Origin of the sequence: Pseudomonas caspiana, assembly GCF_002158995.1 — a bacterium.
Classification (GTDB): Bacteria; Pseudomonadota; Gammaproteobacteria; order Pseudomonadales; family Pseudomonadaceae; genus Aquipseudomonas; species Aquipseudomonas caspiana.
Genome location: NZ_LOHF01000009.1, coordinates 128,331 through 142,203, shown reverse-complemented (window position 1 = coordinate 142,203; position 13,873 = coordinate 128,331). Strand labels below are relative to the sequence as shown.

General features: G+C 57.0%; 12 protein-coding genes and 1 pseudogene. 9 read left to right on the top strand and 4 right to left on the bottom strand.

Annotated elements, in window-relative coordinates; genetic code table 11:
* Nucleotides 1-475, top strand: a pseudogene (locus AUC60_RS13030) (hypothetical protein); the annotation flags it as partial.
* A 19-nt stretch (nucleotides 476-494) separates the two neighbouring features.
* Here the strand turns inward: AUC60_RS13030 and AUC60_RS13025 are convergent.
* The gene (locus tag AUC60_RS13025) at nucleotides 495-821 is read right to left on the bottom strand and encodes a DUF1820 family protein (RefSeq protein ID WP_087267690.1); all 327 of its coding nucleotides are present in this window, start codon (nucleotides 819-821) and stop codon (nucleotides 495-497) included.
* A 132-nt stretch (nucleotides 822-953) separates the two neighbouring features.
* On the opposite strand from AUC60_RS13025, the gene miaB reads away from it, so the two are divergent.
* The 5 genes from miaB to lnt all read left to right on the top strand — a co-directional run bounded on the left by miaB (nucleotide 954) and on the right by lnt (nucleotide 6,390).
* On the top strand, nucleotides 954-2,282 hold the full coding sequence (miaB, locus tag AUC60_RS13020; protein ID WP_087267687.1) for a tRNA (N6-isopentenyl adenosine(37)-C2)-methylthiotransferase MiaB: 1,329 nt from the start codon (nucleotides 954-956) through the stop codon (nucleotides 2,280-2,282).
* A gap of 198 nt (nucleotides 2,283-2,480) precedes the next feature.
* On the top strand, nucleotides 2,481-3,503 hold the full coding sequence (locus AUC60_RS13015; protein WP_087267684.1) for a PhoH family protein: 1,023 nt from the start codon (nucleotides 2,481-2,483) through the stop codon (nucleotides 3,501-3,503).
* Nucleotides 3,496-3,996, top strand: coding sequence for an rRNA maturation RNase YbeY (gene ybeY / locus AUC60_RS13010; protein ID WP_087267682.1), 501 nt, complete (start codon nucleotides 3,496-3,498; stop codon nucleotides 3,994-3,996). The genes AUC60_RS13015 and ybeY overlap by 8 nt, the downstream gene beginning before the upstream one ends.
* A gap of 5 nt (nucleotides 3,997-4,001) precedes the next feature.
* Nucleotides 4,002-4,844 (top strand): HlyC/CorC family transporter, encoded by an 843-nt coding sequence (locus AUC60_RS13005; protein WP_087267680.1) that lies wholly within the window; start codon nucleotides 4,002-4,004, stop codon nucleotides 4,842-4,844.
* Nucleotides 4,845-4,869: 25 nt separating this feature from the next.
* Nucleotides 4,870-6,390 carry an apolipoprotein N-acyltransferase gene (gene lnt / locus AUC60_RS13000; RefSeq protein WP_087267677.1) on the top strand — a complete coding sequence of 507 codons (1,521 nt, stop codon included), beginning with the start codon at nucleotides 4,870-4,872 and terminating at the stop codon, nucleotides 6,388-6,390.
* A gap of 89 nt (nucleotides 6,391-6,479) precedes the next feature.
* Here the strand turns inward: lnt and AUC60_RS12995 are convergent, their stop codons facing one another.
* Nucleotides 6,480-7,241 (bottom strand): YdcF family protein, encoded by a 762-nt coding sequence (locus AUC60_RS12995; RefSeq protein WP_087267674.1) that lies wholly within the window; start codon nucleotides 7,239-7,241, stop codon nucleotides 6,480-6,482.
* An 85-nt stretch (nucleotides 7,242-7,326) separates the two neighbouring features.
* Entirely contained in the window at nucleotides 7,327-7,698 is a 372-nt protein-coding gene (locus AUC60_RS12990; RefSeq protein WP_087267671.1) for a hypothetical protein, read from the bottom strand.
* A 315-nt stretch (nucleotides 7,699-8,013) separates the two neighbouring features.
* Between AUC60_RS12990 and leuS the strand changes: the two genes are divergently transcribed.
* From leuS to holA, 3 genes are all read left to right on the top strand, one after another.
* A complete protein-coding gene (gene leuS, locus AUC60_RS12985) occupies nucleotides 8,014-10,620 on the top strand; it encodes a leucine--tRNA ligase (RefSeq protein WP_087267667.1) in 2,607 nt (868 codons plus the stop codon).
* 89 nt (nucleotides 10,621-10,709) lie between these two features.
* Nucleotides 10,710-11,315 carry an LPS-assembly lipoprotein LptE gene (locus tag AUC60_RS12980; protein WP_087267665.1) on the top strand — a complete coding sequence of 202 codons (606 nt, stop codon included), beginning with the start codon at nucleotides 10,710-10,712 and terminating at the stop codon, nucleotides 11,313-11,315.
* 229 nt (nucleotides 11,316-11,544) lie between these two features.
* A complete protein-coding gene (gene holA / locus AUC60_RS12975; RefSeq protein ID WP_087267662.1) occupies nucleotides 11,545-12,582 on the top strand; it encodes a DNA polymerase III subunit delta in 1,038 nt (345 codons plus the stop codon).
* 42 nt (nucleotides 12,583-12,624) lie between these two features.
* On the opposite strand, the gene AUC60_RS12970 is transcribed toward holA, so the two are convergent.
* Nucleotides 12,625-13,873: hypothetical protein (locus AUC60_RS12970; RefSeq protein WP_158099121.1), on the bottom strand; the 1,249-nt coding region annotated here is incomplete at its 5' end.

Below are 13,873 nucleotides of genomic sequence, written 5' to 3'. Positions count from 1 at the left end.
TGCCGGGTTTGATCTGGCGGTGTGCAACTGGGAGGCGATTCGGGCGTACATGGAATATGAGGTTCACACCCTGAAGGAAATTCAGGACCCGCTTGAACTGCAAAATCCCGGCGATCCGCCTCACGAAGGTCTGCATACGTTTTACAACGCGCGAGAACGCATGCGGCGGCGTCGCAAGAATCGCGAGGTTGGCTTCTTTTATCCGTTCTGGTGGTACACCTACCACGTGCTGACCCTGTGGACCCTGCCCAACTACCTCACCGAATGGGAAATCCGCCGCATCAAAAGCATCGGTCGTGCAGTCATTCCGGACACGATGAAAAGCTGGTCCGAGCCGCTGCCAGAAGTGCAATGGGCAAAGCCCAGTGAGGAATTACAGCGCTTGAGCCACGCGGTGAAGGTTCTCCGGGAGCAAAAGCCCAATCAGAACCTTGTCGCGCGATTTACCGAGGCGCAGTCCAGCGCAGGAAAGTGAGGCTCAAAGGGACGAAAACTTACTTATCCGGCATCGGCATCGGAAACGGCATCACGTTGCTGGTGCCGCGTGCTTCGCTGATCTTTGGCGTGCCGATCCGCTCGACTTCGTCGATGCGCACAATTGAATGCATCGGCACAAAGCTGCGTACGACACCTTCGAACTGCGCCTTGAGCTTCTCTTCGCTCGGGTCCACCACAACGGTCGTGCGCTCGCCAAAGACGAATTCCTCTACTTCAAGGAAACCCCACAGATCACTTTGATAGATCTGCTTGGCGTACATTTCGAACACCTGGCCCTGGTTAAGGAAAATCACTTTGTAGATTGGAGCTTCGCGTTTGGTCATAAAGGGCGGGTAAGAATCGGGGGCATAAAAGAGGGCGCGAACTATAGCATGCCCGTTCGGTAGAGGACGCTAGGAAGCAGAGACCGTCGCCACTATAATGCGCGGTTCTTTGAACCACCTGATGACGGACGCATGGCCAAGAAGCTTTATATCGAAACCCACGGTTGCCAGATGAACGAGTACGACAGCTCGCGCATGGTCGATCTGCTGGGCGAACATCAAGCCCTGGAAGTCACCGCTCGTGCGGAAGATGCAGACGTCATCCTGCTCAATACCTGTTCAATCCGCGAACGCGCTCAGGACCGGGTCTACTCGCAGTTGGGCCGCTGGCGTGAGCTGAAGCTGGCCAACCCGGAGATGGTGATCGCTGTCGGCGGTTGCGTCGCCAGCCAGGAAGGCGCGGCCATTCGGGATCGCGCGCCCTACGTGGACGTGGTATTTGGCCCGCAAACCCTGCACCGTTTGCCAGAAATGATTGATGCGGCGCGCTTCACACGCTTGCCGCAGGTCGATGTCTCATTCCCGGAAATCGAAAAATTCGACCACTTGCCCGAGCCACGTGTCGACGGCCCGAGCGCGTATGTGTCAGTCATGGAAGGCTGCAGCAAGTACTGCACCTTTTGCGTGGTGCCCTATACCCGTGGCGAAGAGGTCAGCCGTCCATTTGATGACGTCGTGGCAGAGGTGATTCACCTGGCTGAAAACGGCGTGCGTGAAGTGACGCTGCTGGGTCAGAACGTGAATGGCTACCGTGCCACCACTGACGACGGCCGCACTGCCGACCTTGCCGACCTGATCCGCGTGGTGGCATCAGTCGACGGTATCGACCGCATCCGCTACACCACCTCGCACCCGCTGGAATTCTCCGACAGCCTGATTCAGGCACATGCCGAGGTACCGGAGCTGGTCAAACACCTGCATTTACCGGTTCAGTCGGGGTCGGACCGTATTCTGGCGGCGATGAAGCGCAACCACACCACGCTTGAATACAAGTCCCGGCTGCGCAAGCTCAAAGCTGCCGTGCCGGGTATCAGCATCAGCTCTGACTTCATCGTTGGCTTTCCGGGCGAAACTGAAAAAGACCATGAAAACACCATGAAGCTCATCGCCGATGTCGGCTTCGACTTCTCGTTTTCCTTCATCTACAGCCCTCGCCCCGGCACGCCAGCGGCGGACCTGAAGGACGACACGCCTGAAGCACTGAAAAAAGAGCGCCTGGCCGCCCTTCAGCACCGCCTGAACCAACAAGGCTTCGAGATCAGCCGACAAATGGTCGGCAGCACCCAGCGCATCCTCGTGACCGACTATTCGAAAAAAGATCCTGGTGAACTGCAGGGCCGCACCGAGAACAACCGGATCGTGAATTTCCGTTGCGATAACCCCAAGCTGATCGGCCAATTCGCTGACGTGCATATCGACGACGCCCAGCCGCACTCGCTGCGCGGGTCGTTGCTGCAATAAGGGTTATCTCGTGCCGGAACTGCCGAAGACTGCGAACCAGATATGTCTGGCGTACCGCAATCGCAGCCTTCGGCAGCTCCTACAGGGCCAGATCCGCCGACCGTTGCGTAACCTTTATCAAGTCAGAGCTTTCGCCCACAGGTCACAGGGTTTATCCTTCGTTTCACCTTAATTGCCCCAGGGCGGCTAAAAACGACCTTGAACGTACAAGTCGAACCACATCGTTTTACCCTCGAACCCTTCGAGGCCTATCGCTTCGCAAATCTCTGCGGCCAACTCGACGAGAATCTGCGTCTCATCGAGCAGCGCCTGAACATCGAGATCCGTAACCGCGGAAATCAGTTCGAGCTGATTGGCGACCCCACTCAAACCACCTCAGCCGAAAACCTGTTGCGCCGCCTGTATCGGGAAGCCAAAAGCTCCGAACTGTCGCCGGACATGGTTCACCTGTTCCTGCAGGAATCCGGCGAGCAAGAGCTGGATAATCATCCGGCTGCCGACCCAGGCGTGGCCCTGCGTACCAAAAAAGGCATGATTCGCCCACGCGGTTTGAATCAGCAGCGCTACGTCAAAGAAATCCTTGGCAACGACATCAACTTCGGCATCGGCCCGGCCGGTACCGGCAAGACCTATCTTGCCGTGGCCTGTGCTGTGGACGCGCTTGAGCGCGAACAGATCCGACGCATCCTGTTGGTGCGACCGGCCGTTGAAGCAGGTGAAAAGCTTGGCTTCCTGCCCGGTGATCTGGCACAGAAAATCGACCCGTACCTGCGCCCGCTTTATGACGCGCTGTACGAAATGCTGGGCTTCGAATACGTCGCCAAACTGATTGAAAAGCAGGTTATTGAAGTTGCACCGCTGGCGTACATGCGCGGCCGCACGCTCAATAACAGCTTCATTATTCTCGACGAAAGCCAGAACACCACAGTCGAGCAGATGAAGATGTTCCTGACCCGTATCGGCTTTGGCTCTACCGCAGTGATCACCGGTGACATCACTCAGGTCGACCTGCCAAAAGGCACCAAGTCGGGTCTGACCCATGTCATCGACGTGCTCAAGGACGTGCCGGGCATCAGCTTCACGCACTTCAAGCCCAAGGACGTGGTTCGTCACCCGCTGGTACAACGCATCGTCGAAGCCTACGAGCGCTTCGAAGACCGCAACAGCGATGCGCCACAAGCCACGACCAATTCCTCTCGGGAATACCGCCGCGATGCTTGAGCTGGACCTGCAACTGGCAAGTGAAGCAAGTGTCCCAAGCGAAGCCCAGTTCCGCCTTTGGTGCGAAATGGGCCTGCGTCAGCGCAGCGCTGACTCCGAGCTGACCATCCGGCTGGTGGATGAAACCGAAGGTCGTGAGCTTAATCACACTTGGCGGCACAAAGATTACGCGACTAACGTACTGTCGTTCCCGGCTGACGTGCCCGACGACATGCTGGATATTCCACTGCTCGGCGACCTGGTCATCTGTGCCCCGGTGATTGCCCGTGAGGCGACGGAACAAGGCAAGGCTGCGGATGCGCATTGGGCGCACATGGTCATTCACGGTTGTCTGCATCTGTTGGGTTACGACCACATCGACGATGAAGAAGCCGAGGAAATGGAAGCGCTGGAACGAACGTTGCTTGAGGAGTTGGGCTATCCCGATCCTTATGCCGATGACGAACACGACGAACCTCCACATTCAGCAACACCAAGCAAGGACAACGAGTAAGGGCTATGAGCGAAGATCGATCGAGCAACGGGCAAAAGTCATGGCTGGGTAAGCTCACCCAGGCTTTTGCCCATGAGCCGAAAAACCGCCAGGAGCTGCTTGAGCTTCTGCGTGAAGCCCACCAGAACAAGCTGCTGGACAGCGAAGCGCTGGCTATCGTCGAAGGCGCCATTCAAGTGGCTGACCTGCAAGTTCGGGACATCATGGTCCCGCGTTCGCAGATGATCAGCATCAAGGCCAGCCAGACGCCACGCGAATTCCTGCCCGCCGTCATCGACGCGGCGCACTCCCGTTATCCCGTCATTGGCGAAAGCCACGACGACGTGCTCGGCGTGCTGCTCGCCAAAGACCTGCTCCCGTTGATCCTCAAGGAAAACGGCGGCGAAGGCGATATCAAAAACTTGCTGCGCCCCGCCACGTTTGTTCCTGAATCCAAGCGCCTGAACGTACTGCTGCGTGAATTCCGCGCCAACCACAATCACATGGCCATCGTCATCGACGAATACGGCGGTGTGGCCGGTCTGGTCACTATTGAAGACGTGTTGGAGCAGATCGTCGGCGATATCGAAGACGAGCACGATGTCGAGGAAGACAGCTACATCAAACCGCTGCCTAGCGGTGACTTCCTGGTCAAGGCGCTCACGCCCATCGAAAGCTTTAACGAGTTTTTCGACAGCGAGTTCTCTGATGATGAATTCGACACCGTTGGTGGCTTGGTGATGAGCGCTTTCGGCCATCTGCCCAAGCGTAATGAAATCACCGTAATCGGCGCGTACCGTTTCCGGATTCTCAACGCTGACAGCCGTCGGATTCACTTGCTGCGTTTGAGCCCTATCAACCGCACGTAACGCTTCCCCGCTTTAAGGAATGTAGATGCGCTGGATCACCCACCCCGGCTGGCCCGGTAACTTGCTGGCCGTGGTGGCTGGCGCGCTTACCACCCTTGCTCTGGCACCTTACGACATCTGGCCACTGGCACTGGTGGCGCTGGCCCTGTTTTATCTCGGCTTACGTCATCTGAGCCCGCGCCAGGCACTGGGTCGGGGTTGGTGCTTCGGCTTTGGTCTGTTCGGCGCTGGCACCAGCTGGATCTACGTCAGTATCCACAACTTCGGCGGTGCTTCGGTTCTGCTCGCCGGGCTCCTGATGCTGTTGTTCATTGCCTGCATCGCCTGGTTCTTTGCCCTGCCCGCCTGGCTCTGGGCACGCTGGATTCGCCGCAATGAAGCGCCATTGGCTGACGCACTGGCTTTCGCTGCCTTGTGGCTGGTTCAGGAGGCGTTTCGCGGCTGGTTCCTCACCGGTTTCCCGTGGCTCTACTCCGGTTATAGTCAGCTTGACGGCCCACTTGCCGGCCTCGCGCCGCTTGGCGGGATGTGGCTGGTGTCCTTCGCACTGGCATTAACCGCTGCGCTGCTGTGCAACCTTTCACGATTAAGGGCACGCAAGTCCTTTCTGGCGATTGGCGTGGTATTGCTGGTCGCACCATGGATTACCGCGCTCGCACTGAAAAACCATGCCTGGACATCGCCTGCTGGCGCACCGCTGAAAGTTGCTGCCATTCAAGGCAACATTGAACAGCACATGAAGTGGGACCCCGAGCAGCTTAATGCGCAATTGGCGCTCTATCGCGACATGACCTTCCGATCCCAGCAGGCCGATTTGATCATCTGGCCAGAAACGGCGGTGCCGGTACTCAAAAGTTCTGCCGAGGGTTACCTGAAGATGATCGGGCAGTTCGCGACAGAACGCGGTTCGGCGCTGATTACCGGCGTTCCACTGCGTGAGCCCAATGATCGCGGCAGCTATAGCTACTACAACGCAATTACTGTACTCGGCGAGGGTCAGGGCACTTACATGAAGCAGAAGCTGGTGCCCTTTGGCGAGTACGTTCCGTTACAGGATCTGCTGCGTGGCCTGATCGCGTTCTTTGACCTGCCGATGTCCGACTTCGCCCGTGGCCCCAGCGATCAGGCAATGTTGCAAGCCAGGGGATATCAGATTGCACCATTCATTTGCTATGAAGTGGTGTATCCGGAATTCGCCGCAGGGCTTTCAGCGCAAAGCCAATTGCTGCTGACGGTGAGTAACGACACCTGGTTCGGCACCTCCATCGGCCCGCTCCAACACCTGCAAATGGCGCAGATGCGGGCACTGGAAGCCGGTCGTTGGATGATCCGCGCTACCAACAATGGCGTGACGGCGCTGATCGACCCGTTCGGCAAGATCACTACGCAGATCCCGCAATTCGAACGCGGTGTGATGTATGGCGAAGTAGTGCCCATGCAGGAGTTGACACCCTACCTGCGCTGGCGCTCATGGCCACTGGCGATTGTCTGTGCGCTGCTGATCGGCTGGGCATTGGTGGCGAGCCGGATTTCCAAGACGGTGTAAGGAAATCTGTAGGAGCTGCCGAAGGCTGCGATAGCGATCTCCCTGATACACCGCTATCGCAGCCTTCGGCAGCTCCTACAAGGTTCGTTTTAGGGATAAACCCACGGATAAACCAGCAACCCCGCCGCTTCATTAAGCAACTGTCCGCTCTGCCAGATCGCCCGGCTCTCCGGTAACCAGCCACCGAACACGCGAGCGTTGTCGGCACTTAAAAAACCAACAGGTGCACTTACCACTGTGAAACCGGCTTTTTCAAAGCTCCACTGAGCGCGCGGCATGTGCCATGCCTGGGTCACGATCACAACCCGCTTGATACCCAATGGCTGCAGGACGGCAGCCGTCATCGTCGCGTTTTCCCACGTCGTACGGCTCAAGCCCTCCTGCCAGCGCACCTGCACGCCAAAATCGTTTTCCAGAGACTCCGCCATAATTGCCGCTTCGCTAGGCGGTTCGCCATAGTGCAAGCCACCCGTTGTCAAAATCGGCAGGCCTGAAGCCTTGGCCAGTCTCGCCGCATAGCGCATACGCTCAAGGGCTACGCCTGTCGGGATATCAGCCCCCCAACTTGGGTCATTACGTTCGCGCCCCGATCCCAGCACCACAATCGCGTCAGCCCGTTGCGCCAAGGTTGCCCATTCACTGCGCGACAAGGGCGCAATCTGCTCGATGCTACGTGCGGCGGTTTCGACAACGACCGGCAAACTCATCAACCACAGACCGCCCAGAGCTACTGTAAAGCACGCCACAGCTAGCTTCGGCCGGGAGCGACGCAGGTAAAAAGCCAACAGGAACAGAACGAAGAAAATGCCGGGCGGCAGTAACAGCGATTTAAGCAGGTATCGGACAGGCATTGGGCATCTCCAGAAGATGCCCGAAGCCTAGAAGGATTGACGCTAAGCAACAATGCTTATGATGCAGGCCCGTAGCCCACGAAGATTAACGCCTGAAAAAATTGCTCGAGCTGTGACGGTTCAATTTTGCCAATGTCATGGCACGCCTTTTATCCTCCAGCCAGATAACCTTGGCTGAATGCGACGGTATCGATACCGACTCGGCGAGTTCTCGCAAAACGATGAAACTGCTTTTTACGTCAAGGTTCACTTCACCACCTGCCGCAACGGCATCACTGTTCAAGTAGGCTTCAATCAAATCGAACTCGGCACGACTCAAGCCGCGGAGCTCCAGCTCTTCAGGCCACTCGTCACGAAGTCGCACTGCAATATCTGCCGTTTCCAGAGCAAGACCAAGCCGATTAATCAACCGTTCATACAGTTCATGAGTTGTCGCTATGTGCTGCAGCTCTGTCATCCCCTCTCACCTCATCGAAGATAAAACATACCCTCGTCATTGAGCTTAGCGCCGCTGTCAAAACCGGTGCATTGCAGCGACAAACGGCGGCCGCATGCCGATGAGCAGGCGCTATCGAGCGATCAGCCACGCAATCAGCGTTTCCCTCGATAGTCGGCGCTCATGTATGCTACGGCGCTTCCTGTAATTCCACTTCCGCTCGCTCGAGCTTGAAAGCACCGCACAGGCAGTTTCCATTGCCCGGCAGCGGTGCCGACCTGAATCGGCGATGCAACGAAGAGGTCAAGGGTCACCAATCTTTAGTAAAAAGTAGCCATGCACGAACTCTATCAGCCCCGCGAAATCGAAGCCGCCGCCCAAACTTTCTGGGACGAGCAAAAGTCTTTTGAAGTCAGTGAACAGCCAGGCAAGGACACTTTCTATTGCCTATCGATGTTTCCTTACCCTAGCGGCAAGCTACACATGGGGCACGTGCGCAACTACACGATCGGTGACGTGATCGCTCGTTACCAGCGCATGCAAGGTAAAAACGTGCTGCAGCCAATGGGCTGGGACGCTTTCGGCATGCCGGCAGAAAACGCCGCGATGAAAAACAACGTCGCGCCTGCCAAGTGGACCTACGAAAACATCGCCTACATGAAGACCCAGCTGAAAAGCCTCGGTCTGGCGATCGACTGGTCCCGCGAAGTCACCACCTGCAAGCCGGACTACTACCGTTGGGAGCAGTGGCTGTTCACACGCCTGTTCGAAAAAGGCGTGATCTACCGCAAGAACGGCACGGTCAACTGGGACCCGGTTGATCAAACCGTTCTGGCCAACGAACAGGTCATTGACGGGCGCGGCTGGCGCTCGGGCGCGATCATCGAAAAACGCGAAATTCCGATGTACTACTTCAAGATCACCGCTTATGCGGATGAGCTGCTGGAGAGTCTCGACGAGCTGCCGGGCTGGCCCGAGCAGGTCAAAACCATGCAACGCAACTGGATTGGTAAATCCCGTGGCATGGAAGTCCAGTTCCCGTACGACCAGGCTTCCATTGGCGAAGCCGGTGCGCTGAAAGTCTTCACGACCCGTCCAGACACCTTGATGGGCGCGACCTACGTCGCAGTGGCCGCTGAGCACCCGCTGGCTACCCTGGCCGCGCAAAACGATCCTGCGCTGCAAGCGTTCATCAACGAATGCAAAAGTGGCAGCGTCGCCGAAGCAGACGTCGCTACTCAGGAAAAGAAAGGCCTGCCGACCTCGCTGTTCGTCGAGCACCCATTGACCGGTGAAAAGCTGCCAGTCTGGGTCGCCAACTACGTGCTGATGCATTACGGCGACGGCGCTGTAATGGCAGTCCCTGCGCACGACGAGCGTGACTTCGAGTTTGCCTCCAAATACGACTTGCCAATCAAGGCCGTCGTTCGTACCAGCGCTGGCGACGAAACACCTGCCCCATGGCAGGCGGCTTACGGCGAGCACGGCACGCTGATCAATTCCGGCGAGTTCGATGGCCTGGATTTCACTGCGGCATTCGACGCGATGGAAGCAGCACTGACCAAGAAGACTCTCGGTCAGTCACGTACCCAATTCCGCCTGCGCGACTGGGGCATCAGCCGTCAGCGTTACTGGGGCTGCCCGATCCCGATCGTGCATTGCGACACCTGCGGCGACGTACCGGTCCCTGAAGATCAGTTGCCGGTTGTACTGCCTGAAGACGTCGTACCAGACGGCGCTGGTTCGCCATTGGCGCGCATGCCTGAATTCTACGAGTGCAGCTGCCCTAAATGTGGAGCACCGGCCAAGCGTGAAACAGACACCATGGACACCTTCGTGGAGTCCTCGTGGTACTACGCTCGTTATGCCTCGCCTCACTACGAAGGTGGCATGGTCGATCCTGCCGCTGCCGACCACTGGCTGCCGGTTGATCAGTACATTGGCGGTATCGAACACGCAATCCTTCACCTTCTGTATGCGCGCTTCTTCCATAAGCTGATGCGCGACGAAGGCTTGGTGACTTCGAACGAACCGTTCAAAAACCTGCTGACGCAAGGCATGGTGATCGCTGAAACCTACTATCGCCTTGAAGCCAACGGCAGCAAGACCTGGTTCAATCCGGCTGACGTCGAGCTCGAACGCGACAGCAAGGCCAAGATCATCGGCGCCAAACTGATCAGTGACGGCCTGCCCGTCGAGATCGGTGGCACCGAGAAAATGGCCAAGTCCAAGAATAACGGCGTCGATCCGCAATCGATGATCGATCAGTACGGTGCGGACACCTGCCGCCTGTTCATGATGTTCGCCTCGCCACCTGACATGAGCCTGGAATGGTCCGATTCCGGCGTTGAAGGCTCGCATCGCTTCCTGCGCCGCGTCTGGCGCCTGGCGCAGAGCCACGTGACTCAGGGGCTGCCAGCAGCGCTGGACATCGCCTCGCTCGACGACGGACAGAAAGTCATTCGTCGCGCCATTCACCAGGCAATCAAGCAGGCGAGCCAGGACGTGGGTCAACACCACAAATTCAACACCGCCATCGCCCAGGTGATGACGCTGATGAACGTACTGGAAAAAGCGCCACAGGCTTCAACTCAGGATCGCGCACTGATTCAGGAAGGCCTTGAAACAGTTGCCCTGCTGCTGGCACCGATCACCCCGCACATTAGCCACGAGCTGTGGAGCCAGTTGGGCCACAACACGCCTGTGATTGACGCTGGCTGGCCGGTTCTGGATCAAACTGCTTTGGTTCAAGACAGCCTGCAACTGGTTATCCAGGTTAACGGCAAGTTGCGCGGCCAGATTGAAATGCCTGCCAGCGCAACCCGCGAAGAAGTCGAAGCAGCTGCCCGAGCCAACGAAAACGTATTGCGCTTCGTCGATGGCCTGACCATCCGCAAAGTCATTGTAGTGCCCGGCAAACTGGTCAATATCGTCGCAAGCTGATGGGATCGAGCGCCCGACCATAATCGGGCGCTGAACATATTTCGTGGGCTCGCACAGTCGACCCAAACGGATTCAAGGGGAGCATCAAGATGATCAAACGCAATTTGCTGGTTATGGGCCTCGCGGTACTGTTGAGTGCCTGTGGTTTCCAGCTGCGTGGTACTGGCGAAAACCAGCTTTCCATCAAGGAGCTGGACCTCAGCGCACGTGATGCCTACGGTAAAACCGTTGTGCAACTGCGTCAGGTTCTGGAAGGTAGCGGCGTGAAGGTCTACACCGGTGCCCCTTATAAGCTGGTGATTCTCGATGAGCAGGAAACTCAGCGTACTGCGAGCTCGGGAGGCTCGGGCCGTTCGACCGAGTACACCCTGAACACCACGCTTAACTATGAAATCAACGGCAGTCAGAATCGCCAGTTGCTGAATCGCAAGGTCCAGATTGAAAAGATCTACGTGCATGACGGCAACAATCTGATCGGTTCTGATCTTCAGGCCGATCAGGTTCGTAACGAAATGCGCAATGACCTCATCCGGAATCTGATGGCTCAATTGCAACAACTGACCCCGGCGAAACTGGACGAGCTACAAGCCAAGGCTGATGCCGTTGCCAAGGCAGAAGCCGATGCACTGGAAGCTGCACAACGTATTCGCGACGAAACACCACAACAATCGCCGATCGAAATCCCTTCCCGCTAAAAATGTTCGGGGCCAGCTCTTTGCTGGCCCCGCGTTTTATTAGCCGTCTAAAAATGCAAACATCTCAATTGAAACGCATTTTTTTCGTAGGAGTGAGCTTGCTCGCGATAGCGTTTTCCACGTCAGCAATTTGGCGACGGTTAGACCGAATCGCGAGCAAGCTCACTCCTGCAAAGACCCGGTGTTTGCTGCTTGATGGCGCGGTATCAGGGATAACGAGGAATTTCAGATGAAACTCGCCCCCGCCCAACTCGGCAAACACCTGCAAGGCACGCTGTCGCCTGTCTACATAGTCAGCGGTGACGACCCGTTGCTCTGCCAGGAAGCCGCCGATGCCATTCGAGCCGCAGCAAGGCAGCAAGGGTTTGATGAGCGTCAGGTCTTCAGCGCCGACTCCAGCTTTGACTGGGGCACGCTGCTACAGGCCGGGGCTAGCATGTCGCTATTCGCCGAACGTCGCCTGCTGGAGCTACGCCTTCCTTCCGGCAAGCCCGGAGACAAAGGCGCTGCGGCGCTGATGGAATACTGCTCGCGTCCGGCCGAAGACACGCTGCTGCTGGTCAGCCTGCCCAAGCTTGATGGCAGCGCGCAGAAAACCAAATGGGGCAAGGCACTGGTAGAAGGCGCACAAACCCAGTTTGTGCAGATCTGGCCGGTGGATGCAGGGCAACTACCGCAGTGGATTCGCCAGCGTCTCTCTCAGTCCGGTCTGGCTGCGACTCAGGATGCTGTGGAACTGATAGCGGCTCGAGTCGAAGGCAATCTGCTGGCCGCAGCTCAGGAAATCGAAAAACTCAAACTGATGGCCGAAGAAGGCCAGATAACGGTCGAGACCGTACAGGCTGCGGTAGCTGACAGTGCGCGCTTTGACGTTTTCGGACTGACCGATGCCATCCTCAACGGCGAGGCCTCACACGCTTTGCGCATGCTTGAGGGCCTGCGCGGCGAAGGTGTCGAGCCACCGGTCATTCTTTGGGCGCTATCTCGCGAGCTGCGAGTATTGGCGAATCTTGCGCTGCAATTCAGTCAGGGCATGCCACTGGACAAGGCGTTCAGCTCGGCCCGTCCGCCTATCTGGGACAAACGCAAACCGCTGATGAGCAAGGCTCTGCAACGCTACTCGGCCAAACGCTGGGCCGAACTGCTGATGGACGCGCAACGCATCGATGCGCAGATCAAAGGTCAGGCGGTGGGCTCGCCCTGGAGCAGCTTGAGCCGGTTGTCGCTACTGATGGCAGGGCAGCGGCTGGCGCTGCCTGCGGAGTAATAGCCTGACACCGCATTGGCAGATCGCCATGCTCAGGCATCTTCAATATGAGATAGCCTGATCGCTGGGGTGATAGCTAAAAATATTAGCCCCGCCCGTCCTGAACGCGACGCTCACAACGGGAACCGCGATTCTATTCTCGCGGTAGTAGTCCTTTTGAATAAACTGCGCGCCCGCCAAGCCTGCCAGCATCCTGCTCTGATCATAAATATAAATAAAGGCCTCGATCGGAAGGGCTTGGCTATTTTGTGGCCAGGTATCAATAAGAACTTCATTGTGTTGATGTGACGGCAATTCAGCTTGAGGATCAACTCTGCTAAGGAGACTTAGCGCAAACCCTTCCTGATCTGACTCAAAACCGCACTGATGGTAAAATCTTTTCGCACCTTCAACCGGCTGCGAAAAATAGTGGGCGCTCCACGCAGCAACGGTATTTATGCCCTGCTGGCTGCAGGGACGACTGGTGACGGGAAAATAACCGGGCGTATCTCCGCACCCTTTGTCAGCTCTTATACTCGTGCCCCCGTCATAAGGGAAAGAACATAAAAGCACTAAAGGGTAAATTCCTTGCGTCCCATAATATTCGGCTTGTCTGAATACAAAACCCTGCTCTGCAGCGCCGCCATAAACAGCATGGGTCATTTTCATGTCTCGTCGCCAAAAACTGAACGAGACAGCGGTCTTGCTGGATGGATTGGGATTCCAGGAATGGAAACCTGCACCGTAGCCCACCATCCGAGCGAGGACGCCATTGCAGTAGTACGCTGCTTGCCCTGCGCACTCATAGGTCAGGTCGTTGTAGCGAGCATTTAACTCTGCCGCTACGTCCCAGCCGTCCACTTGGTCCGCTTCACGCAAACTGAATATATTCCGGTCTGCGACTGAAAAATCGACTCTGACAATCGGCAGGCGCAACGAAGTTTTCAAAGCGTACGCATGACGTAGCGATTGCGCATTCAACAGACCTCCAAGCGATGCGTTGTAGAAAAAAGCTTCTATCGGCAACTCCTCAGGGGTTTCCTCCGGCCACGTCGCTATCAACAACTCATTGCGAGTAGCCGTGTGTGCTGCATCAACACCATTATGTGCTTGCAGACTCGCTTGAAACTGACTTGCCACCTGAGTGCTCAATGAGCACTGGCTGCGAATATTCGACCCGAAACGACGAAAGTTTTCGATCCACAACTCAGCGGTTATGGCGGGCGTTGCCAACGTGGCACAGGTACTCTGATCATCAATACGCAGAGCAGAGGTCGGGGCAAACCCGCAACCAAAGCCAGGGCGTTGCGCA

Bases quoted from the DNA above. Each gene is read 5' to 3' on its own strand.
- holA (WP_087267662.1), top strand. From the start codon at position 11,545: ATGAAACTCGCCCCCGCCCAACTCGGCAAACACCTGCAAGGCACGCTG.
- miaB (WP_087267687.1), top strand. From the start codon at position 954: ATGGCCAAGAAGCTTTATATCGAAACCCACGGTTGCCAGATGAACGAG.
- AUC60_RS13005 (WP_087267680.1), top strand. From the start codon at position 4,002: ATGAGCGAAGATCGATCGAGCAACGGGCAAAAGTCATGGCTGGGTAAG.
- leuS (WP_087267667.1), top strand. From the start codon at position 8,014: ATGCACGAACTCTATCAGCCCCGCGAAATCGAAGCCGCCGCCCAAACT.
- AUC60_RS12980 (WP_087267665.1), top strand. From the start codon at position 10,710: ATGATCAAACGCAATTTGCTGGTTATGGGCCTCGCGGTACTGTTGAGT.
- AUC60_RS13025 (WP_087267690.1), bottom strand. From the start codon at position 821: ATGACCAAACGCGAAGCTCCAATCTACAAAGTGATTTTCCTTAACCAG.
- AUC60_RS12990 (WP_087267671.1), bottom strand. From the start codon at position 7,698: ATGACAGAGCTGCAGCACATAGCGACAACTCATGAACTGTATGAACGG.
- AUC60_RS12995 (WP_087267674.1), bottom strand. From the start codon at position 7,241: ATGCCTGTCCGATACCTGCTTAAATCGCTGTTACTGCCGCCCGGCATT.
- ybeY (WP_087267682.1), top strand. From the start codon at position 3,496: ATGCTTGAGCTGGACCTGCAACTGGCAAGTGAAGCAAGTGTCCCAAGC.
- lnt (WP_087267677.1), top strand. From the start codon at position 4,870: ATGCGCTGGATCACCCACCCCGGCTGGCCCGGTAACTTGCTGGCCGTG.